The sequence below is a fragment of the Psychrobacter sp. NPDC077938 genome (assembly GCF_044542635.1).
Lineage (GTDB): Bacteria > Pseudomonadota > Gammaproteobacteria > Pseudomonadales > Moraxellaceae > Psychrobacter.
Genome location: NZ_JBITUW010000003.1, coordinates 266,325 through 286,984 on the forward strand (window position 1 = coordinate 266,325; position 20,660 = coordinate 286,984).

17 protein-coding genes are annotated in these 20,660 nt (G+C 42.5%); 15 read left to right on the top strand and 2 right to left on the bottom strand.

Going from position 1 to position 20,660, the window contains the following annotated elements; genetic code table 11:
• The first annotated feature begins 485 nt into the window (after positions 1-485).
• Together ccoG and ACIGBM_RS07045 are read left to right on the top strand one after the other, a co-directional pair.
• Positions 486-1,895, top strand: a complete 1,410-nt coding sequence (gene ccoG / locus ACIGBM_RS07040; RefSeq protein ID WP_397477248.1) for a cytochrome c oxidase accessory protein CcoG — start codon at positions 486-488, stop codon at positions 1,893-1,895.
• Between the two features lie 214 nt (positions 1,896-2,109).
• Entirely contained in the window at positions 2,110-2,691 is a 582-nt protein-coding gene (locus ACIGBM_RS07045) for a FixH family protein (protein ID WP_397477249.1), read from the top strand.
• 126 nt (positions 2,692-2,817) lie between these two features.
• Here ACIGBM_RS07045 and ttcA read toward each other — a convergent pair whose 3' ends face one another.
• A complete protein-coding gene (gene ttcA, locus ACIGBM_RS07050; RefSeq protein WP_397477360.1) occupies positions 2,818-3,924 on the bottom strand; it encodes a tRNA 2-thiocytidine(32) synthetase TtcA in 1,107 nt (368 codons plus the stop codon).
• Between the two features lie 350 nt (positions 3,925-4,274).
• Between ttcA and queC the strand changes: the two genes are divergently transcribed.
• From queC to ACIGBM_RS07110, 12 genes are all read left to right on the top strand, one after another.
• Positions 4,275-5,051, top strand: coding sequence for a 7-cyano-7-deazaguanine synthase QueC (gene queC, locus ACIGBM_RS07055; protein ID WP_394123749.1), 777 nt, complete (start codon positions 4,275-4,277; stop codon positions 5,049-5,051).
• Between the two features lie 344 nt (positions 5,052-5,395).
• On the top strand, positions 5,396-5,725 hold the full coding sequence (locus ACIGBM_RS07060; protein WP_057760815.1) for a hypothetical protein: 330 nt from the start codon (positions 5,396-5,398) through the stop codon (positions 5,723-5,725).
• 175 nt (positions 5,726-5,900) lie between these two features.
• The gene (locus ACIGBM_RS07065) at positions 5,901-6,398 is read left to right on the top strand and encodes a peroxiredoxin (protein ID WP_160020998.1); all 498 of its coding nucleotides are present in this window, start codon (positions 5,901-5,903) and stop codon (positions 6,396-6,398) included.
• A 135-nt stretch (positions 6,399-6,533) separates the two neighbouring features.
• Complete coding sequence (locus ACIGBM_RS07070) at positions 6,534-8,024, top strand: dihydrolipoyl dehydrogenase (RefSeq protein WP_397477250.1); 1,491 nt, start codon at positions 6,534-6,536, stop codon at positions 8,022-8,024.
• A 160-nt stretch (positions 8,025-8,184) separates the two neighbouring features.
• Positions 8,185-9,369 (top strand): mechanosensitive ion channel family protein, encoded by a 1,185-nt coding sequence (locus ACIGBM_RS07075; RefSeq protein WP_397477251.1) that lies wholly within the window; start codon positions 8,185-8,187, stop codon positions 9,367-9,369.
• A 150-nt stretch (positions 9,370-9,519) separates the two neighbouring features.
• Positions 9,520-11,826: a bifunctional 23S rRNA (guanine(2069)-N(7))-methyltransferase RlmK/23S rRNA (guanine(2445)-N(2))-methyltransferase RlmL gene (gene rlmKL, locus ACIGBM_RS07080; RefSeq protein WP_397477252.1), complete on the top strand. Its 2,307-nt coding sequence runs from the start codon at positions 9,520-9,522 to the stop codon at positions 11,824-11,826.
• A gap of 279 nt (positions 11,827-12,105) precedes the next feature.
• On the top strand, positions 12,106-12,681 hold the full coding sequence (locus tag ACIGBM_RS07085; RefSeq protein WP_057760825.1) for a TerD family protein: 576 nt from the start codon (positions 12,106-12,108) through the stop codon (positions 12,679-12,681).
• A 227-nt stretch (positions 12,682-12,908) separates the two neighbouring features.
• A complete protein-coding gene (locus ACIGBM_RS07090; protein WP_057760827.1) occupies positions 12,909-13,976 on the top strand; it encodes a DUF475 domain-containing protein in 1,068 nt (355 codons plus the stop codon).
• 262 nt (positions 13,977-14,238) lie between these two features.
• A complete protein-coding gene (locus tag ACIGBM_RS07095; RefSeq protein ID WP_397477253.1) occupies positions 14,239-15,159 on the top strand; it encodes a glutaminase in 921 nt (306 codons plus the stop codon).
• Between the two features lie 454 nt (positions 15,160-15,613).
• Complete coding sequence (locus ACIGBM_RS07100; protein ID WP_057760832.1) at positions 15,614-16,189, top strand: TerD family protein; 576 nt, start codon at positions 15,614-15,616, stop codon at positions 16,187-16,189.
• 196 nt (positions 16,190-16,385) lie between these two features.
• A complete protein-coding gene (locus ACIGBM_RS07105) occupies positions 16,386-17,138 on the top strand; it encodes a TIGR00266 family protein (RefSeq protein WP_057760834.1) in 753 nt (250 codons plus the stop codon).
• Between the two features lie 76 nt (positions 17,139-17,214).
• Positions 17,215-17,823 (top strand): TerD family protein, encoded by a 609-nt coding sequence (locus ACIGBM_RS07110; RefSeq protein ID WP_397477254.1) that lies wholly within the window; start codon positions 17,215-17,217, stop codon positions 17,821-17,823.
• A gap of 117 nt (positions 17,824-17,940) precedes the next feature.
• Here the strand turns inward: ACIGBM_RS07110 and ACIGBM_RS07115 are convergent, their stop codons facing one another.
• The gene (locus tag ACIGBM_RS07115; protein WP_397477255.1) at positions 17,941-19,215 is read right to left on the bottom strand and encodes a TerD family protein; all 1,275 of its coding nucleotides are present in this window, start codon (positions 19,213-19,215) and stop codon (positions 17,941-17,943) included.
• Between the two features lie 288 nt (positions 19,216-19,503).
• Here ACIGBM_RS07115 and ACIGBM_RS07120 point away from each other — a divergent pair, with 288 nt between their 5' ends.
• Positions 19,504-20,655, top strand: a complete 1,152-nt coding sequence (locus tag ACIGBM_RS07120) for an ATP-grasp domain-containing protein (RefSeq protein WP_397477256.1) — start codon at positions 19,504-19,506, stop codon at positions 20,653-20,655.
• Positions 20,656-20,660 lie beyond the last annotated feature (5 nt).

Sequence of the window (20,660 nt, forward strand, 5' to 3'; positions counted from 1 at the left end):
TTAATGAAGGGAGAACTGTTATTGCAGTTCTCCCTTTTGCGTATAGCGGTAGTGATTTTCATGTAGAAATGACAATGATGAACGGCTATAAATACTAGAAAACGTTCTCATATATTCGTTGCTTTTTATGATTATCACCCCATTATTAGCAGGGAGAATGTTAGAATAGCTATTTTTTAAAATAGTCTATTGGTCATGACTTTATATCGCTCTGACTCAATCACATAACACGATAGTCAATTTCATATAAATCAGATACAGGCTTGTTTAGCCTACTACTTGTAGTACCTTTGCTTGTATCAAAATTATGTTGAACCGACTACATTTACAATCGATCATTTGGTAAGCAGATTAGAAAGTTTTTTATCGAATTTTTTATCCGCTATTTACTGACATTGATAACATCATACACTCATATACCTCGACGCTAGAGGTGTTTGTTCATCATGCCAGCAGACTGATTCTTTTTTTAAAGAGGCACGTTTATGTCAGCACAACAACCCAATAAAATTCCTGTACAACAAGTCGATCTTGATGCAACCAAGCATCGTGTGCATCCGAGGTTTGTCACAGGTTTTTATCAAAATATTCGTGTCATCACGATGTATGCCCTTTTGGCGGCTTTTTTACTTTTGCCATGGCTGCGCTATAATGATAGACAAGCGATATGGTTTGATGTGCCATCACAGCATTACTATATTTTTGGCATGACATTTTTGACGCAAGATTTCTATTTTATTGCTGCATTTGCCATTATTGCCGCGTTTACGCTGTTTATGGTGACGGTATATGCAGGGCGCGTTTGGTGTGGTTATGCTTGTCCTCAAACGATATGGACGCATCTATACCAGTATGTTGAAAAGTGGGTGATTGGCGATCGTAATAAGCGTATCAAGTTTGATAAAGCACCGATGAGCGCGACCAAAGTATTCAAGCGTTCGGTTGTTTATTCAATTTGGTTTTTGCTTTCTGTGATTACCGCAGCGACCTTTGTCAGTTATGTGGCGGGGACAGATTCTCTATATCACAGCTGGCAGTCAATAGGAGTAATTCCATTCCCTGACTGGCCAACGTGGGTATGGGTCTCAATGTTTATCTTTACCTTTGCTACTTATGCCAATGCAGGCTACATGCGTGAGCAGATGTGTGTACAGATTTGTCCTTATGGCCGCTTTCAGAGTGTGATGTTTGATAAAGACACATTGATCGTATCCTATGATTATGAGCGTGGTGAGCCGCGCGGTGCCCGTAAAAAAGGTACAAACCCAGAGCATTTAGGCGATTGCATTGAATGTACGATGTGTGTACAGGTCTGCCCTACTGGTATCGATATTCGTGATGGTTTACAAGTTGCCTGTATCCAGTGTGCAGCTTGTATCGATGCCTGTAACGAAGTGATGGACAAGGTCGGCTATCCGCGTGGCCTGATTCGTTATACGACCGAACGTCAGCTAGCAGAAAAAGAGCCCAGCCGCGTACTGCGCCCACGACTATTTGCTTATTTGACATTATTAGCCGTACTATGTGGCGGCGTTATATATGCGTTAACCGATCGCGTGCCCTTGGAAATTGATATCCGCCGTGACCGCAATCAGTTATCGTCTATCAACAATCAAGGCATGATCGAAAACAGCTATATCGTCAAGCTAACCAATAAGACACAGGATGCTCATACCTATACGATAACGCTTGCACCGCAAAAAGGGCTGAGCTTAGAGCTACGCTTTAATGATGTACCATTAGAAGCTGGCGAAAGCTTTGATATGCCAGTCAGTATTTATGGCGATCCTGATGTGATAGAGTTTGGCCAAACGCCTGTCACGCTAAATGTGAGCAGCGAAAACGGCAAGTACAAGGTAAGTAAGCAAAATATCTTTACGACCCAAGGTCAGTAAACAATTAATATACCCATTATTTAATTTCATGTATGTCATTCGGTCGTCTGTAGTTAGTGCAAGTAGTTAAATAACTATTCTAGCTAAAGACTATCGAATAAATGTTTTACCATTAAACTGGTAGCGCTTAGCCGCCAAATTATCCGTTGATACTATTTGTAGATGTCTAATGAACAGCTATCTATTGAATGCGTATCTGATGCATAGGTATTTTATGTCTACTCCAGCACCGAACTTTAAACATCAAGATAAGCAGCCATGGTATAAAAATTACATGGTCGTTATCTTTGTGATTGGCATGCCTGCTGCGGTCGTGATCGCTTGTATTTGGTTTGTTTATTACTCTTATCAGATCCGTGATAGCGTGGTACGTGACGACTGGTATATGGATGGCAAAACGCTCTATCACGATGTGTCTCGTGATAAGCTCACGTATGACTTAGACTTGCATGGACAAATGCAGTTTGCAGAAAATGGTGATATTGTGTTTTATCTCAACTATCCCGAGCAAAGCGTCCAGTCAGGCAAGCTGCTAAACGGCACACCACTTACCTATCCTGATACGTTGGAACTTTCTATTTCTCATGCAACGGATATCAAAAAAGACCGCGATGTTGTCCTTAAGCATGTTGAGGGCAATAAATACAGCGCCCAAGTCGATATCGATCCTGTGAAAGCCAAGTACTACTTACAGGTTAGCAACAATGGTAAAGATGATTGGCGTATGCAAGATGTCGCGAAACTGCCTCGTTCAAAGGTCAGTTTTGACCCACTACCAGTTTTCGCTAAAAGTTAATATTGTTAGTAGCATCTAGACATAAAAAAACCAGCCATTCGTCAGAGATCGGCTGGTTTTTTTTGAGCTATTTAGTATTCTACTAATTAATAGGTACTATTTAATATCGTACTAATTTTTCAATTACTAAATCACAGGATTAATCGTTGGAATTTTCTGTGCTTTACGCTCGTTTTGCGCGGCTTTATCCGTCTCTGTCGAATAAGGCTTGTCACTAGCAAACTTAGGATTGAACGTTTGCGTCCTTGGCGATACAGGTAAACCAATCTCAGCCAAACTATCCGTCTGCCCAGCTTGAATATTGTCGCCTTCAAATAAACGCTCATCATTATCACGATCAAGACTGAGTGTTTCAAAATCAAACAATTCACGATCAGCTAACTGTGATGGCGCTACGTTTTGCATTGCCTTAAAGATAGAAGCCAGACGCTGCGGGTGAGCGTCATCCCATTCACGGAGCATATCGTTGATGATGGCGCGTTGTAGATTGGTCTGGCTGCCACATAGATTACAAGGAATGATTGGAAATTCCTTTAATGTGGCATATTCAATGATGTCTTTCTCTTCGACATAAGCCAATGGGCGAATCAGCATATTTTGCTTGTCATCACTCAGTAGCTTGGGCGGCATGGATTTGAGCGCACCACCATGGAATAAATTCAAAAAGAAGGTCGCCAGCATATCGTCACGATGATGGCCAAGGGCAATCTTAGTCGCGCCAATTTGTTTGGCAAAGCCATATAGTGAACCGCGGCGCAGACGAGAGCACGCAGAGCAGTAAGTCTTGCCTTCTGGCACTACGCTTTTGACAATACTATAAGTATCTTTTTCTAAAATATAGTGGGCGATGCCCTGCTCGTTTAGATACGCAGGTAAAATATCTTCTGGATAGCCTGGCTGCTTTTGGTCGAGATTGACCGCGACGATATCAAAATGAATCGGTGCAATGCGTTTTAGCAGCAATAAAATATCGAGTAAGGTATAGCTGTCTTTACCACCCGAAACACAGACCATCACCACATCGCCATCTTCGATCATATTAAAATCGCGGATTGCCCAAGAGACTTGGCGACGCAGCTTCTTTTGTAGTTTACGAAAGTACGCTGATTCAGTAGGTGCTTGCGCATCTGCAAACTGCGCGTCAATCATGCCCTCATCATTGCCATCTTCAGAGACGTCATCGTACTCTCTACTATCAGTATCGGTCTCCAAAGCCTGACTATCAAAGCTCATTGCATCAGATACATCATTAGCTTGAGAAGGAATATTTGGCGTAAATAAGGTTGCTGCGGTCATAAGTTACTCAATATCTTTATAAGGGTGATTTTACTATAAAGCGATTTGCAATAAGGCTTTTAAAGCATTGTCACTGAGGTCGCGTGACGGATGCTTTAAAAGCTGCGATTATAACAAATATTGCTAACAGATTGAAAAGATGACAGTAATACCGACTTTATTTTATTACGATGCTGTTTAAATTTGCTTTGGCAGCTTAGTGACGGGTGATTGGTCGCTTCGTGGTTCTGTAGTAGGCGTATTTTTGCTAAAATAGCCGTTTTCGTAAACCAATAATAGATATCACTATGACTAACGTTACTTTGCAAAACACCTCCGATCAAGCATTAGATGCTGACTTAGCTGCTCTTACCAAAAGCCAAAATGCGGTTGTCCTTTTATCAGGCGGTCTCGATTCGGTGACTTGCTTATATTGGGCAAAAGCACGCTATGCATCAGTGACAGCTGTCAGCTTTAACTATGGTCAACGTCATAATAGTGAACTTGTCGCCGCAAAAACTATCGCTGAGACAGCAGGCGTCAATCATAGAATCATTGATATTGATATCGCACAACTGGGTGGTTCATCGCTAACAGATCACAGTATGATCGTGCCAGACGGTGATTCGGACAAATTCCCTAGCAAAAAGCGCGATGAAATCGATAACGATGCTATCCCAAATACCTATGTGCCTGCGCGCAACACTATCTTCTTATCATACGCGTTAGCAGTCGCCGAAGTCGCTGATGCCAACCATATCGTCATCGGTGTCAGCTCAGTTGATTACTCGGGCTACCCTGACTGTCGCCCAGAGTATATAGCTGCCTTTGAACATATGGCCAATCTCGCGACAAAAGCGGGTGTTACTGGTCATCGCTTATCGATTCAAACGCCATTGCAGCAATTATCAAAAGCCCAAACTATTGAGCTTGGTCTGTCATTAGGTGTTGATTACGGACAGACAATTTCTTGTTATCGTGCAGATGCCAATGGTCTTGCTTGCGGTGTTTGTGATAGTTGCGCATTACGTCGTCAAGGCTTTGCCCAAGCTGGCGTAACCGACCCTACTCATTATCAGTCTTAATTAATTTTAGTCAGTCCTATATAAGTTGGGTACGGTATCAGGCGCGCTTAGTCTACTACTTGTATTACGTTTACTCGCCTATCTTGTACCCAAATCATATAAAGCTAACTATGTATTAACGCTAAACGCTGCGTGAAATGATGATACCCATCAACATTCGCGCAACATTCGCTTGCATTAACACAGCACGTCGTTCTTGTATTCTAATCGACATACTTGCTATCGTATGAACGATTATATTTATCGAAAGATGTAACTGACGATATCGGTCACTCATATATTGATGAGTTGACTTTGCATTGAGCAAAAGATAAAAAATTGACGCTACCCGTAAGAGGAAATTTATGAAGTTGTTGCCAGTACTACCCCTAGCCTTAGCGGCCCTGTTTGCCATGCCACAAGCCAACGCTGCTGACATTAAGCAAGATAATATCAATTCATGTGTCAATGGCGCAGTCAAATACAAAGTCGCTGACAAAAGCAACGCAACTAAACTATGTAACTGTACTATTGGTGTGCGCAGCAACATGACTATCGGTCAAATGTGGGAAATCGAAAGCTACGCACAAGATAAGAAAGACCCTTCTAATCTGCCATATGTGAAAGCGATGCAAAAAGATTTGCAACAGTGCACCGTTGGTTTAGATTTGAAGAAGCCGCAAAAACCTGCGTAACCTCTAATCGTTTGATATACAAAAGACTGGCTATTGCCAGTCTTTTTTGTTGCCAATGAATGGGCAAAGTGTAAAACTGATTATTTATTTCTACTAATCTGCCTATAATAAGAACACTATAAATAGAACCATCATTAAGCCGATACACATAACTAAAACTAATAAGGATTTTATAATGGCTAAGCCAACAACAGAAACCATTCACCTACCTGATTTTCCAGTAACCATAGTACGCAAGCTTGCTGGTAACTTTATCCATGATGAAATCAATTTAAAAGAAATGGTCGCCAATACCGATAAAGGCCTTATCCTTTATTTTTATCCCAAAGACAACACACCAGGCTGCACCACACAGGCAACAGAGTTTACCTCGCACCTTCATGACTTCGATGAATTGGGCTATGATATCATCGGCGTCTCTCGTGATAGTGTTGAATCTCATGAAAAGTTTATCGACAAATATGACTTACAGATTCCACTCATCAGTGACGCTGATGAAAAGCTATGCCAGTATTTTGATGTTATCAAAGAAAAAAATATGTACGGCAAAGTTACGCTAGGCCTTGTACGTTCGGCATTTGTATTCAATAAAAACAGTGAACTGACTCATGCCCAGCGTAACCTACGTGCCAAAGACTACACCAGCCGCTTACTGACTATATTGGCGCCGTAATTATTGGTTCTGTAATTAAGTCAGTATTATTGACGTTATAGTTAAATCAGTATTGATCATAAAAACCAAATAAAAAATATAAGCTAATAATTCAGTCTATTACTGAATATAACCTTGCCCCTATTAGAGAATAATATGAATAAACAATCTGGTACGACCACCGACGATACGTCGAAAGAAGTTACGCGCAAAGTATCTGTCGCTATTATTGGCGCGGGTACCGCAGGTCAAAATGCTTTTCGCCAAGCGAGTAAAATCAAAGATGACGTAGTTATTATTAATGAAGGATTTTGGACCACAACCTGTATTGCGGTCGGCTGTATGCCTAGTAAGCTGTTAATTGCAGCGGCGGATCGCGCACATGATGCCAACCATTCTGCTGAATTTGGTATCCATTCGACCGCGCAAATCGATGGCAAACGAGTCATGGAACGTGTACGTGACGAACGCAGTCATTTTGCCAGCTATATTAAAAAACAAGTAGACAGCTGGCCTGATCATAAGAAAATCGACGGTCGTGCTCTTATCAATGAACAAGGGCTAATCGAGGTCAATGATGAGCTGATTGCTGCTGATCAAATTATTGTCGCCACCGGTAGCTCGCCGTTTATTCCTGATGGATGGGCGGACAAGCTTGGTGATACCATGCTCACTTCTGATAGTGTCTTTGAGCTTGAAGATTTGCCGAAGACTATGGCTGTCGTCGGTGCTGGTGCTATTGGTCTAGAACTTGCGCAAGCATTTACACGCTTAGGTGTGGAAGTCACGCTGCTAAACCGTGCCAAACAAGTGGCTGGTCTAAAAGACGATGATATTAATAATAAAGCCATGGATTGCTTAAGTCATGAACTAACCATGCATTTAGGCAGCGAAATTACCAATGTAGGTACAACAGCAGATGGAGGTAATACAAGTGCGTTTATCAAATATGAAGACAGCGCTGGTGAGTCTCAGCAATGGCAAGGCGAGTACGTATTAGTTGCTACTGGTCGTCGCAACAATATTAAGCAGCTAGGTGTCGAAAACTTAGGTGTCGAGCTAGACGATAAGAACCGTCCAAAAAACTTGAGTAAAAAAACAGGCCAAATTGGCGACTTAAACGTCTATATCGTTGGAGATGCCAATGCTAATATTCCGTTACTGCATGTGGCTAGCGATGAGGGCTATAGTGCAGGCAGTATGGTCTGCGAGAACACAGAAGCGGCCTATATTCGCCCACCTGCGACTCCTTTCTCTATCGTATTTTGCTCACCGCAAATCGTCAATGTTGGTATGTCGCTACCAGAAATTCAAAAAGATTCAGAACTAGAATTTGTTATCGGTAGTGTGAGCTTTGATAATCAAGGACGTAGCCGTGTAATGGGTGTCAACTGCGGCTTACTACATATCTATGGCTGTAAAAAGACAGACAGAATTTTAGGCGCTAGTATGGTCGGTCCTGATGCTGAATATATCGGTCATATACTTGCTACAGCGATTACCAATGATTTGAGTATTAAAGATATGCTCGACACCCCTTTTTATCATCCGACGATACTAGAGGGACTACGTACGGCGTTACGTGATGTGCAGTACAAAATGGAGATACCTTTCCAATCTCTAGATACCCAAAAGGATAACTCTTAACAGGCCCTTTGACTAAGTCCTCAAGTCAGCAATGCCTTTAAATTAATAGTAGCTAGTCTTAACCATTACTTTATTTGATTGCTTTGACGACTTGAGGTAATTTATAAATATATATTCATTTATAATTTTTTGTACAAACACATCCTGCATGGACGAAAAAATGCCAATCGCTAGTGTTACCGACTTTTTTCAAGAGATCGTTCGCGACTTACATACTAGCCTATATCTTGCTCTCGGCGGCTCTATCGATGAAGAGTCACTTAATTGGTCCTCTCAGGCAGTAGAACTGGCGAGCACTGGCATCAAAATCCTAATACTGCTTGCGGTATTGGGATTTTTTTATTGGTTGGCCAATTATATCCTTAGACAAAGCCGTGCCAAAATTCGATTAAATGAGCGCCGCACCAAGATTGTCCGTTCAGTTTTGCGCTATGTCTGGATTGTCGCCAGTCTGATAGCGATTATGAGTCAGATAAACTTTGAACCAGAAACCATCAAAGCCACCGCAAAGGCAAGCACTTGGGCAGGTATCTATTACGTACTTTGGGCATCATCAGGACAAATCATTCACAGAGTCCTACAGCACTATGGTCTCAATGCTTCCATAGAGCAGCTACTCAAAAATATTTTATCTGTACTACTATTGGTACTCGGGCTTGCCAGCGTCATGGCTCAATTTGGCTTTGACATCGTATCGTTAGTGGCGGGTTTAGGTATTGTTGGTTTGGCAGTAGGTTTCGCCGCTCAGTCTACCCTTGCCAATTTTATCGCTGGGATCACTATTCTGCTTGAGCAGTCTTTTCAAGTCGGTGATTGGATTCATATCAATGACAATGAAGGGCGTGTGGTACTTATCGCGTTGCGCACTACTCACATCCTCACTCGAGACAACATCACTGTCATTATCCCAAACTCTAACGTTGCCTCATCAGAAGTCATCAACCTGACTTCCAAGAACTTTATACGTTTTGATATTCGCGTACGTATCGCGTTTGAAGATGATATAGAAACAGCTCGCAAGGAAATTTTGCAAGTACTCAGCGATACCGATGCGGTGCTTAATCGTCCTGAAACTTCAGCGACCGTGGCAGAAATTGGCGAGTATGGGGTGTTCTTTATCGTACGCTTTTGGGTCAAACCAGCAGCCGTTGCCCGCATACCCAAAATCAAAGAAGTGCTACAAGAAGAGATTAAAATTGCATTTGATGCGGCTAATATCTCTACGCCCTATCCGCATATGCGATTGCTGATGCCAAAGGATGTTGACTACCCTATTGCAACCAAGCCCTTTGCAACCACTACTCAAATCGTCCCAGAGGAATTATCACTGACAAAGGGTGAGTAGAGAATTTATTGTCACGTATTTAGCTATCACATCTTAAAATCTTAAACACGGCTACTTTGAACCATCCTACTGTGAATTATGGTAAAATTGCCGGTTACACCGATTATCTTATTATTTGCTTTTTTGTCAATTTAGCCCACAGGTACCCGTATGACCGAACAAACCGCGCCCGCATCTCTAACAGCAGCTTCACCAGAGTTGTCGCTTGATCTTATTATTACCTGTGCCGATGGGCTTGAGGCACCACTGCAGACTGAGCTAACCAGTTTTGGCATTGACAGCGAAATCAAAAGTACCGGCCGTCTAGCCGTAACGGGTGGTTTACGTGAGCTATATACCATCTGCCTATGGTCACGCGTGGCCTCGCGGGTATTGATGCTGATTAAACGTAAAAATATCAATGCAGAATACGACGTTGCGGAGCAGCTATACGGCTTGGCAAAATCCGTCAATTGGACTGAGCAGTTTAGCCTAGAGCAAACCTTTGCTATTCGTCTGTCTGTCGATAAGCGTGTCGCTGTCAGTCAGCAGTTTGCGATGCTACGTATCAAAGATGCGATTGCCGATACCTTTAACGAAGTTTACGACAGCCGTCCTAACGTCGATAGCAAAAATCCAGACTTCTCTGTTTTTGCCACCATTAATGACAAGCAAGCTGAGTTGTATTTAGATTTATCCGGTACCAGTTTGCATCGCCGTGGTTACCGTGTGGCCATGACAGAAGCACCACTAAAAGAAAACTTGGCAGCCGCCCTACTCTATAGTGCTGGTTGGCACAAGAAAAACGAAGCTGGCAACGCACCTTTCTATAATGCGTTAATTGACCCAATGTGCGGCTCTGGAACGTTCCTTATCGAAGCGTTATTGATGCATTGCGACTATGCCGTGGGTATCGACAAAGCTGCCAATCAATTTGGCTTTTACCAGTGGCAGCATCATGACGAGACGCTATGGCAAGAGATGATCGATGATGCTCAAACACGTTTCCGCGAAGCATTAGAGATCGCCAATGAGCAGCCTGATACATTGCCGCTTATGTTGGGCTTTGATGCTGATAGTGGTGCGATTCTTGCCACAGAAAAAAACTTAATTGCCGCAGGTTTACAAGACCTTTTACCATTACTCGATATCGAACATCGTGCGCTTGACCAACTCAGCAACGTGCTCAAGCCATTAGTCAATGATGGTCGATTGAGCAATCCTTTGGTCATTACCAACCCACCGTATGGTGAGCGTTTAGGCGATGAAGAAATGATTAAGCCGTTGTATCAAGCGATTGGGCTGATATTGCAAGACAGCTTTGCCGGTAGTGGCATTGACCCGATGCTTGGCATATTGGCCTCTCATGTTGAACAAGTAGATATTCTACCGATTAAAGAACCAAAAACCTTACGCTGTCATAATGGTGCTATCACCGTCTATTTCCGCTACGGAACGCTTATCGCTGGGCAAACGGGCAATCTTGTTAGTCGTTTTGAGAAACGCGAGATTGAAGTAGAAGAGGGTCAAGACTTCATTAACCGTCTACAAAAAAACCTTGCTAAGCTCAAGAAACTGGCCAAAAAAGACAATGTAAGCAACGTTCGTGTTTACGATGCTGATTTACCTGATTTCAAAGTCGCGATCGACTTGTACGGTGATTATGCGCATGTGCAAGAATATGCACCACCAAAGACCATCCCACCTGAGACTGCAAAGAAACGCTTTAACTTGGCATTAATGGGTATCCGTGAAGTCTTTGATATTAACCGTGAACAGATCTTTATCAAAACGCGTGCCCGTCAGTCTGGTAACGATCAGTACAGTAAGCAGAACACCACAGAAAAACGTGGCAAGTTTCATGTTGCGCGCGAAGATGGTGCCTATCTGTATGTCAACTTTACAGATTACTTAGATACTGGTCTGTTTATCGATCACCGTAATATGCGTGCTCGTATCAAGGACAACAGCCGCGGTAAAGCCGTACTTAACTTGTTCGCTTATACTTGTACCGCAAGTGTGCATGCAGCGCTTGCTGGTGCGAAAAAAGTCACTAGCGTTGATTTGTCACAGAACTATCTAGATTGGGGCAAACAAAACTTTGTCTTGAACGGTTTGGACGTTAGCCGCAATAAATACCAGTTCGTTGCTGCCGATATCTTTGAGTGGATTAAAGACAATACCGAGCAGTTCGATGTTATCTTTATTGATCCACCGACTTTCTCAAACTCTAAGAAATTCCAAGGTACTTTTGATGTGCAACGTGACCATGCTGCACTGATTAATCGTGCCATGAACCGCCTCACCTCTGATGGCGTCTTGTACTTCTCTAACAACTTTACGCGTTTTGAGTTAGATGAGCAGTTGACTCAGCGTTATGACATCATTGATATCACGCAAAAAACCATTGGCTTTGATTTCAATATTAAAAAGCCGATTCATCAAAGCTTTGAGATTCGTCATCGTCAAAGTCTGTAACTCGAAGTTTTCGATTTACAGTTTAGAATCTAAAGTCCGTAAACAGGATTTTGATAAATAAAACTATAGATTTATAAGGGCAATATAAGTACCTGAAACTTCTGTTTTTTGCCGAATGTATATGAAATATAACAATGGCCCAATCAACTTTGATTGGGCCATTTTTTGTTGCTATGATAGAGCGTTACTAGGCGATGGATTTGCGCAGTTATTGCGTAAGCATCGCCTTTTTTCGATGACCTTATAAAACCACTAACGTCTAATAAAAAGGATAACACCATGGCTTTATCACTTAATAAAGGCGGTAATTTATCGCTAACGAAAACCGACCCAAATTTAACCAAGCTACTTATCGGTCTTGGTTGGGATGAGCGCGCCACTTCTGGTGCTGAGTTTGATCTTGATGCTAGCGTGTTTTTGCTAAATGGCGCAGGTAAAGTGCGCGGCGATCACGACTTTATCTTTTATAATCAGCTGAAGTCTGACAATGGCGCTGTCGAGCATACTGGTGACAACCGTACTGGCGAAGGCGACGGTGATGACGAAGTTATCAAAGTCAACCTCACTCAAGTACCTGCTGATGTAGATAAAGTAGTCGTGACAGTGACTATTCATGACGCTGCAGCGCGTAGCCAGAACTTTGGTCAGGTCGCCAACGCCTTTATCCGTGTCGTTAACGAAGAGACTGGCACTGAAGTGGTACGTTTTGATCTAGCAGAAGACTACTCTGTTGAGACAGCGATGGTGTTTGGCGAAGTATATCGTCACAACGGTGAATGGAAATTCCGTGCTGTTGGTCAAGGCTATTCAGGCGGCTTGCAAGCGATGTGTCAGCAATACGGTGTCGATATCTAAAACCATTATTCACTGGTATTTAGTCAGTTATTAGTCACTGTCATCACGTCCAAAATAGCAAACCGCCATCGTTGCAAATAGTCACAATTTTTAATGACCAAATGACTAGTAATGCTTTACGTTTCGTTTAAAATTATGCATAAAAAGTGGTTAGTAATAACCGCTTTTTTGCGGTTCATGCCTATACTAGGTAGACCTTAGCTTTACGCAACCATACAGGATGTGTCATGAGACATTTTTATTTAGACTTTATCTTTACCGCAATTGCTTTGGCAATAGCAGCATGGTGGGGATATTCACATGGCGGTATGGGTGGCATGATAGCCACTCTTTCTATTACCGCTATCTTGGCCGTCATGGAGATTTCATTATCTTTTGATAATGCGGTGGTCAATGCTTCAGTCCTTAAGGGCTGGGACGAATTTTGGAAAAAGATATTTTTAACCGTTGGTATCCTAATCGCCGTATTCGGTATGCGATTGGTCTTCCCTATTGTCATCGTCGCGGTTACTGCTGACCTTGGTATGATGGAAGTTATCAACTTGGCTTTATATAGCCCTGAAGAGTACTCAGCAAGACTAATGGCACACCATGCAGAAATCTCAGCATTTGGTGGTATTTTCTTACTATTGGTATTCTTGAACTTTATTTTTGATGACAAAGAAGTACATTGGTTTGACTGGCTTGAGAGCCGTTTAGCCAAGCTAGGTAAAGTCGATGCCATGAGCGTATTTGTAGCGCTTATCGTCTTGATGATTGCGGTATCGTGGGCTAATGCAGAGCAGTCAAGCGCTGTCCTAATCGCAGGTGTTTGGGGTATCTTGGTTTATCTTGGCGTACAGGTTGTATCAGGTATGCTTGAGGGTGACCTTGAAGAAGACTTAGAAAACGAAGAAAATGGTTCGGGTGCTGCGGCGACCAGTGCCATTATGAAGGGCGGTATCATTGGTTTCTTATACTTAGAAGTCCTAGATGCCTCATTCAGTTTCGATGGCGTGATTGGCGCATTTGCAATTACCAATGACGTGATTGTTATCATGTTAGGTCTTGCGATTGGTGCGATGTTTGTACGTTCTATGACTATCTTCTTGGTAGACAAAGGCACGCTTGACGAGTTCATCTATCTTGAGCATGGCGCACATTATGCAATCGGCGCATTGGCACTGATTATGCTATTGTCAGTGAAGTTCCATGTACCAGAGATTATCACTGGTCTGATTGGTATTGCCTTTATTGGTTGGGCGCTGCTAGCGTCACTTCAGCATCGTAAAGCTGAGAAAGCAAGCCTGAACTAGGGCATGTTTTCAATGTAGTCTGTATTCAGTGTAGTCTGTATCTAGTTATACATCTAAGCAGGTCATATCATCAGGTATGGCCTGTTTTTTTTCACATTATTTCGCCATACTGTCAGGTCTTGTAGAAGCCCCAAAATATCGGAATAACCCATAATTGAGACAATCAATGGTTAAAATTACGTTTGCCCTGTTACTATTACCCTATCTTCAGTTAAAATCCTCGTCCTTAAATAACTTGTCGAAATAAGACCCTATAAACGATATGCAAAAAATTCTTGATGATATTGCCGCAGAGATGGCAAGAGAAGCTGACCGCGGCAAAGTCGCAGATTATATCCCGCAATTGGCTCATATTGATCCTAATCAGTTCGGTATAGCCGTAGCGACTCCTGATGGGCATATGTATGCAGCAGGTGATGCAAGCACTCTGTTTTCCATCCAAAGTATCTCTAAAATATTTACCTTAACCATTGGTCTTGGCAAGCTAGGCGATACACTTTGGACACATGTCGGGCGTGAACCATCTGGCGATCCCTTTAATTCAATTGTGATGCTCGAGCACGAGTCTGGCCGACCGCGCAACCCTTTTATTAATGCTGGGGCAATCGCAGTTGTCGACGCTATCATGATGGGACATGAACCGAAAGAGACACTGGGTGAAATCCTGCAGTTTGTTCACCTCATTGCAGATGATGAGTCAATTCGCTTTGATCATAAAGTAGCGGCTTCTGAGATGGCGCACAAGGACCGAAATGCCTCTCTGGCGCACTTTATGAAATCCTTTGGTCGTTTAAGACACGATGTGGATAATGTATTAGGTACGTATTTTCATCAGTGCTCAATTGCAATGAACTGCCAACAGTTGGCCAGTGCCGGTCTTTATTTAGTGTCTAACGGAGTTGATAAGCACTCAGGTGTACGTGTAATCAATGAAAAACGAGCACGCCGTATTAACTCATTGATGATGATGTGTGGTCATTATGATGGTTCTGGCGAATTTGCTTACCGTGTGGGCTTACCAGGCAAAAGTGGTGTTGGTGGCGGTATTTTGACGATAGCACCTGGTAAAGGTTCTATCGCTGTCTGGTCACCAGGGCTCGATCATGTAGGTAACTCTAAGCTTGGACTAAAAGCACTAGAGCGCTTCGTACAAAAAACTGGCTGGTCGGTTTTTGCAGAATAAGAGATACATGTATATTTATCTAAATAGGCTTTTTATATAATGCCATGCTCTCATACTAGCTGCGAAGCATACCTAAGCCATGAGTTAGTTTGTTCTAAGCCCATATAGTCAGTCGGTGCTTTTTAAAGCGAGTGTTTTATCTAAGCTACCTTTGTGCTAAATCCCTTTTGTATGAAACATTACTTTTCATAACAATATCTTAACGACTATTGCTAAGTTGATTAGAAATTATCAAAGATACAGAAGTATTATGTCCCTTAGTAAGCATATAGTAAGCGCACAAAATACGCCTTGCTTAGTGAGCAAACGCTTAGTATAGTAAAACGTAATGATATGCAGGGCATAGCGTACAGGTAAGTTTTTATTATTTGCTCTGAGATATCAGTCACTGCACAACTTTTAGTTTATTTTTTATCACTCAATCCACTTAACTATTAATCCAAAGGATATTTGTATGGCTATTAGCTTAACAAAAGGCGGCAACGTAAACTTATCAAAAGAAGCGCCAGGTTTAACTAACATTACAGTCGGTCTAGGCTGGGATCCACGTGCCACTGACGGCCAAGAGTTTGACTTAGATGCAATCGGTTTCTTGATTAACGAAGCAGGCAAAGTCCGTAACGACCAAGATTTTATCTTTTTCAATAACCTAAAATCAGACAACGGCGCTGTTGAGCATACTGGTGATAACCGTACTGGCGAAGGCGATGGCGATGATGAGAAAATCAAAATCAATCTTGCTAGCATCCCAGCTGACGTCAACAAAGTAGCTATCTGTGCCATCATCTATGAAGGCCAAGCACGTAACCAAAACTTCGGTCAAGTTGGTGATGCTTATATCCGCGTTGTAAACGACAATGGCGAATCTGAAATCGCTCGTTACGACTTATCAGAAGACGGCAGCACTGAAACAGCGATGATTTTCGGTGAATTGTATCGTCACAGCGGTGATTGGAAATTCCGTGCGGTCGGTCAAGGCTTCAGCGGTGGTCTTGGACCATTAGCAGCCTCTTATGGCGTAAATGTTTAACGTTAAAACCAACGTAAACCTTTAGCAAGCCAATTATCATAATCAGACGTCTGGTTATGATCCAATGAGCCATCAAGTGTGCCCCTTTAACGCATTTGATGGCTTTAAATTTAATTGGCTTATCATTAAAAGCTATAAAGCATACGTACATATTAAGAGCATTTAACAAAGATATTAGAATAAGGATTTGCAAGCCATGGCCGCAACATTCAGTTTAATCGGTACTATTGAACCTTTTTTGCATTGTAATCTCAAAAAAGGCGATTCAATTTATTGTGAAGCCAACGCGATGGTGATGATGGAGTCCAATCTTGAGCTGAAAGGTAAGCTACAAGGTGGGCTGATGCAGTCACTGATGCGCCGCTTTGCAAACGATGAATCGTTGTTTCAACAGCAGATTGAGGCGGTTAATGGTGAAGGCGACTGTCTGCTTGCGCCCACGCTCGATGGTGATATGCAAATCATAGAAGTTGGCAAACAGCAGTATACATTGAGTGATGGTGCATTTGTCGCGGCCCAAACTGGCGTCGATATCAGAGCCAATATTCAGCGCAACTTAGGCGGTGCAGTATTCGGTGATACAGGCGGCTTTATGGTGATGCAGACCCAAGGCCAAGGCCAAGTCGTGGTATCTGGTTTTGGCTCGTTGTTCGAGATTGATGTCACACCAGACAAAGATGTCATCATTGATAACGGTCATGTGGTCTGCTGGGACTCAAATCTTGAATACAAACTGTCCGTTTCTACCAGTAAGAAAAAAGGCATCATGAGCAATATCATCAATTCCGTCACCAGTGGCGAGGGTATGGTTCTGAACTTCTCAGGAAGTGGCAAAGTCATTATTTGCTCGCGCAATCGCGACAGTTATCAAGGTTGGATACAAAGCGTCCTAGGTAGTAGCTCAGGCGGACGTGGCGGCGGTGGCGGATTTTTAGACAATATCTTATAGCACCTTTCGCAATTTATAATACTCTTTAGCATTATTTTTAAACGGTTTTACTCACAATTATTATAAGGATACTCACATGGCAGTTAGTCTTCAAAAAGGTCAAAAAATCTCCCTAAGCAAAGAAGCTGGCGGCGAGCTGACTCAAGTTAAATTGGGTCTAGGCTGGGATGTCGCTCAAGGGCCACAAGATAAAAAAGGTGGCTTCTTAGGAAAATTATTCGGCGGCGGTTCTGGCGGCGACTCTATCGATTTAGATGCTTCATGCATCATGTTCGATACTAACAAGCAAGCGGTCGATGCCATTTGGTTCAGTCAGCTAAAATCGAAAGACGGCAGTATCGTGCATACTGGCGATAACCGTACTGGCGACGGCGATGGTGATGATGAAGTTATCAATGTCGATCTCTCAAGAGTACCTGCCAATGTGGTCTCATTGGTATTCACGGTTAATAGCTTTACTGGTCAAACATTTGAGACAGTAGAAAATGCGTTCTGCCGTATCGTTAATGCCAATAACAATAGCGAAGTAGCACGTTATAATTTGTCTGCACAAGGTGGACATACAGCGATGGTAATGGCAAAGGTTTATCGTCATAACAATGAATGGAAAATGCATGCGATTGGCGAGACAGCTTCTGGCCGCACCTTCCACGACTTAATGCCTGCTATCACACCGCATGCGTAATTGACTTTAGACTTTAACTGGATTATTACCAATCTAGTTAAATAGTCTATTTCAAAAAAGAGCGGCCCATCAATAGATGGGCCGCTCTTTTATGTTTATTACTTATAATTAAGAATACTATTTACGTCCACGCTTCCAGCTAAAGCCCCAGTTAAACGCTTTGTCCATTTCTTGATGACCTTTGAAATATTGGTTGATACGCTCAACATTGATACTGCCTTGCTGATTGACCAAACGGGCAATGGCACACATCGGTAAGTTACCAGCACCTTCGGTCAAACGTGTCTCAATCGGTGATTGCTCTGGCACATGGATAGTCACGACCCCATCGGTTTTTTCCCAGTTAGGTGCGCCTTCGTAGATAAATGCAAAGATGAATACCTCTTCAATCTGCGACCATTGCTGACCATTGATATCCAGCCATTCACCGCCACTTACCTGCCCCGTTCTATCATCCGCACGTAGGCAAACATAAGGCGCTGATTGCAAGCTACCAAAGCGATTGCCCAATGCTTGAATAAGGGTTTTTTCACCATTTTTTAGATGAATCATAGCACCCACATCTAAATCGATACCGCTTGATTGATGCTGCTTAAACAGATCTCCCAGTATGCCTTTCTTGGGCGCTGCTTTATCACTTTGAGGGCGTTGGTTCCAGTCTAAATTGACTGATATTTTGCCAAAGTCATCACGTTTTTTAAGATTAATGCTAGATTGGTTTTTTGTTAATGTTATTTTACTTAGGTTAATCGAAGGGTTAGCAGGAATCGGTGGCGGGTTGTTAGCTTGAGACGTGTTGCCTGCTTTTTGCGTATTGATTGGGCGCTGCGTATTGATAGGTTGAGGTTGGTTTGGTGCAGGATTATGATTTTGGGCAGGTGCCTCATCAGCGATTTCCACACCGAAATGCTCAGATAAAGGTTTTAACCCTCCCTCAAATCCTTGGGCGATAAAACGAAATTTCCAGTGTCCTTGTCTGCGATAGCATTCAGCCAATATAATGGCTTTTTCGTTACGGCCTGCGCTACTCAGCTGACAGGTCATCAGCACTTGACTGCCCTGTAATACTTGAATGTCCACATCGCCAACTTGCGATAGTGTTTGCGCACTAGAGAACGCTAGGGCAATTTTCTCAATACTTGCAGGCTGTGCAGGCAAATTAACATCAAAAAACCCATCACTGTCATGACCGCGAAAGCTAACGCTACCATCATCACTACGTGTCTGACCATAAAATATCATGTCACCATCACCGCGTACTTTACCATCAGTAGTCAGGCGGTAAGCAGCACAATCAATGGCGTTTTGGCTTAAAATGCGAATGCTAATATTGTCAGTTGGTAGTGGCGCATTAGCACCTGCAATTAGTTTTTGAGGTTGGTTTTGACTCATCATACATCCTTTAGATTATTTATTATGCTGTTGTCATTGTCATGCTGACTGTCATCATATAGTAGCATGGATATTATGAATTTTTTGAACCAGACAATCGCGATATAAGCGATAAAGTTATCCTTACAAATCCCTATGACTATTTTATCAGAGGCGTTTATAACGCATATCATTTGTATATAATACTTCCTATTAAACCGTATACCTTTGCTAATATTACTACTAGATTTGCAGTAGCAATATTGACTTGCCCATTCCCCTACACCTAATGATAACGCTGAGAGAATTATGAATAATCTTGCTGACAATAGTAACCCTTCAATACCAGTAGCAGCGTGGTTAGCTGAAGGCCAATCTAGCCAGCGTGATATGTTAGATAGCTTAAAAAATCTAAAGAGCAGATCAAGCAGTCCTTCAAACAACCCTTTTCAAGTTATTGCCTCACACCGTCATGATAGACCTGAGATTTTCGAATTCGCCGATATGATTTATCGCGAGCCATCTGACTCGATCGTAGATACTGATAACCACATGACTGGCGAAACTGCTATACCACGCTGGCAGTTCGTATTAGAACAAGCTCAAAAGCATAACGTAAAAGTACTACTGACTGGACGCAATGGTATCGATTATGAAGTGCATCGTGAGAAATTTGACGCTGTTGGTATTCGCTTATTGACGGGCGCAACCAGCGTGGCGGCACTAGAATCAATCGATGATAAATTTGCTTTTATGCAGCATTGTCACACTCATAACATTCCAGTGGCAGACGCATGGCGATTTGATAATACTACTGAGCTTGAGGCTTTATTAGCTGAGCATGGCGACCAAACTCTATGTGTGAAACCTGTCGTCGGTATTTTCGCCCAAGGGTTTTGGCGACTAGACACGGGTAAAGCATATGACGAGCAATACGATAGCTTTGAGCACTTGTATTTCACTGAAGAGAAAAAAATAAATACAGCCCAATTTGTGAATGCCTATACCAATAGCCAAATGGTACACGAGCGACCTATTCCAATGCTACTCATGCCTTACCTATCTGGACAAGAGTATTCTATCGATGTGGTCTGTGAATATGGTGAAGTCCTAGCTGCTGTCACTCGTCATAAAACCGGAAAAATACAACACGTTGGTTATGAGCAGTCTGTCATGGATGTCGTAATCCCACTAATTAAGGCTTTTGGCTGTGACGGTATCGTCAGTGTACAGACCAAAGCTGACGATAGCGGTCAGCACCGTGTTCTTGAGATTAATAGCCGCCCATCAGGTGGTATTGGGTACACCTCTCATAGTGGGATCGACTTGACGCAAGTTGGATTTTCTTATTGGTTAGGCTTGTCAGAGAAACCTAACTTAGAGACCAATATTCAGCATATTGAACCATGCCAAGTACGTTCTATTATGATGAGTGTTAAAATTAAAAAGGATGATGAATAAATAGC

Coding starts and splice junctions, on each gene's coding strand:
- ACIGBM_RS07065 (WP_160020998.1), top strand. CDS start 5,901: ATGGCTAAGCCAACAACAGAAACCATTCACCTACCTGATTTTCCAGTA.
- ACIGBM_RS07085 (WP_057760825.1), top strand. CDS start 12,106: ATGGCTTTATCACTTAATAAAGGCGGTAATTTATCGCTAACGAAAACC.
- ccoG (WP_397477248.1), top strand. CDS start 486: ATGTCAGCACAACAACCCAATAAAATTCCTGTACAACAAGTCGATCTT.
- ACIGBM_RS07110 (WP_397477254.1), top strand. CDS start 17,215: ATGGCAGTTAGTCTTCAAAAAGGTCAAAAAATCTCCCTAAGCAAAGAA.
- ACIGBM_RS07060 (WP_057760815.1), top strand. CDS start 5,396: ATGAAGTTGTTGCCAGTACTACCCCTAGCCTTAGCGGCCCTGTTTGCC.
- ACIGBM_RS07120 (WP_397477256.1), top strand. CDS start 19,504: ATGAATAATCTTGCTGACAATAGTAACCCTTCAATACCAGTAGCAGCG.
- ACIGBM_RS07070 (WP_397477250.1), top strand. CDS start 6,534: ATGAATAAACAATCTGGTACGACCACCGACGATACGTCGAAAGAAGTT.
- ACIGBM_RS07095 (WP_397477253.1), top strand. CDS start 14,239: ATGCAAAAAATTCTTGATGATATTGCCGCAGAGATGGCAAGAGAAGCT.
- ACIGBM_RS07115 (WP_397477255.1), bottom strand. CDS start 19,215: ATGAGTCAAAACCAACCTCAAAAACTAATTGCAGGTGCTAATGCGCCA.
- ACIGBM_RS07100 (WP_057760832.1), top strand. CDS start 15,614: ATGGCTATTAGCTTAACAAAAGGCGGCAACGTAAACTTATCAAAAGAA.
- ACIGBM_RS07075 (WP_397477251.1), top strand. CDS start 8,185: ATGCCAATCGCTAGTGTTACCGACTTTTTTCAAGAGATCGTTCGCGAC.
- ACIGBM_RS07045 (WP_397477249.1), top strand. CDS start 2,110: ATGTCTACTCCAGCACCGAACTTTAAACATCAAGATAAGCAGCCATGG.
- rlmKL (WP_397477252.1), top strand. CDS start 9,520: ATGACCGAACAAACCGCGCCCGCATCTCTAACAGCAGCTTCACCAGAG.
- ttcA (WP_397477360.1), bottom strand. CDS start 3,924: ATGAGCTTTGATAGTCAGGCTTTGGAGACCGATACTGATAGTAGAGAG.
- queC (WP_394123749.1), top strand. CDS start 4,275: ATGACTAACGTTACTTTGCAAAACACCTCCGATCAAGCATTAGATGCT.
- ACIGBM_RS07105 (WP_057760834.1), top strand. CDS start 16,386: ATGGCCGCAACATTCAGTTTAATCGGTACTATTGAACCTTTTTTGCAT.
- ACIGBM_RS07090 (WP_057760827.1), top strand. CDS start 12,909: ATGAGACATTTTTATTTAGACTTTATCTTTACCGCAATTGCTTTGGCA.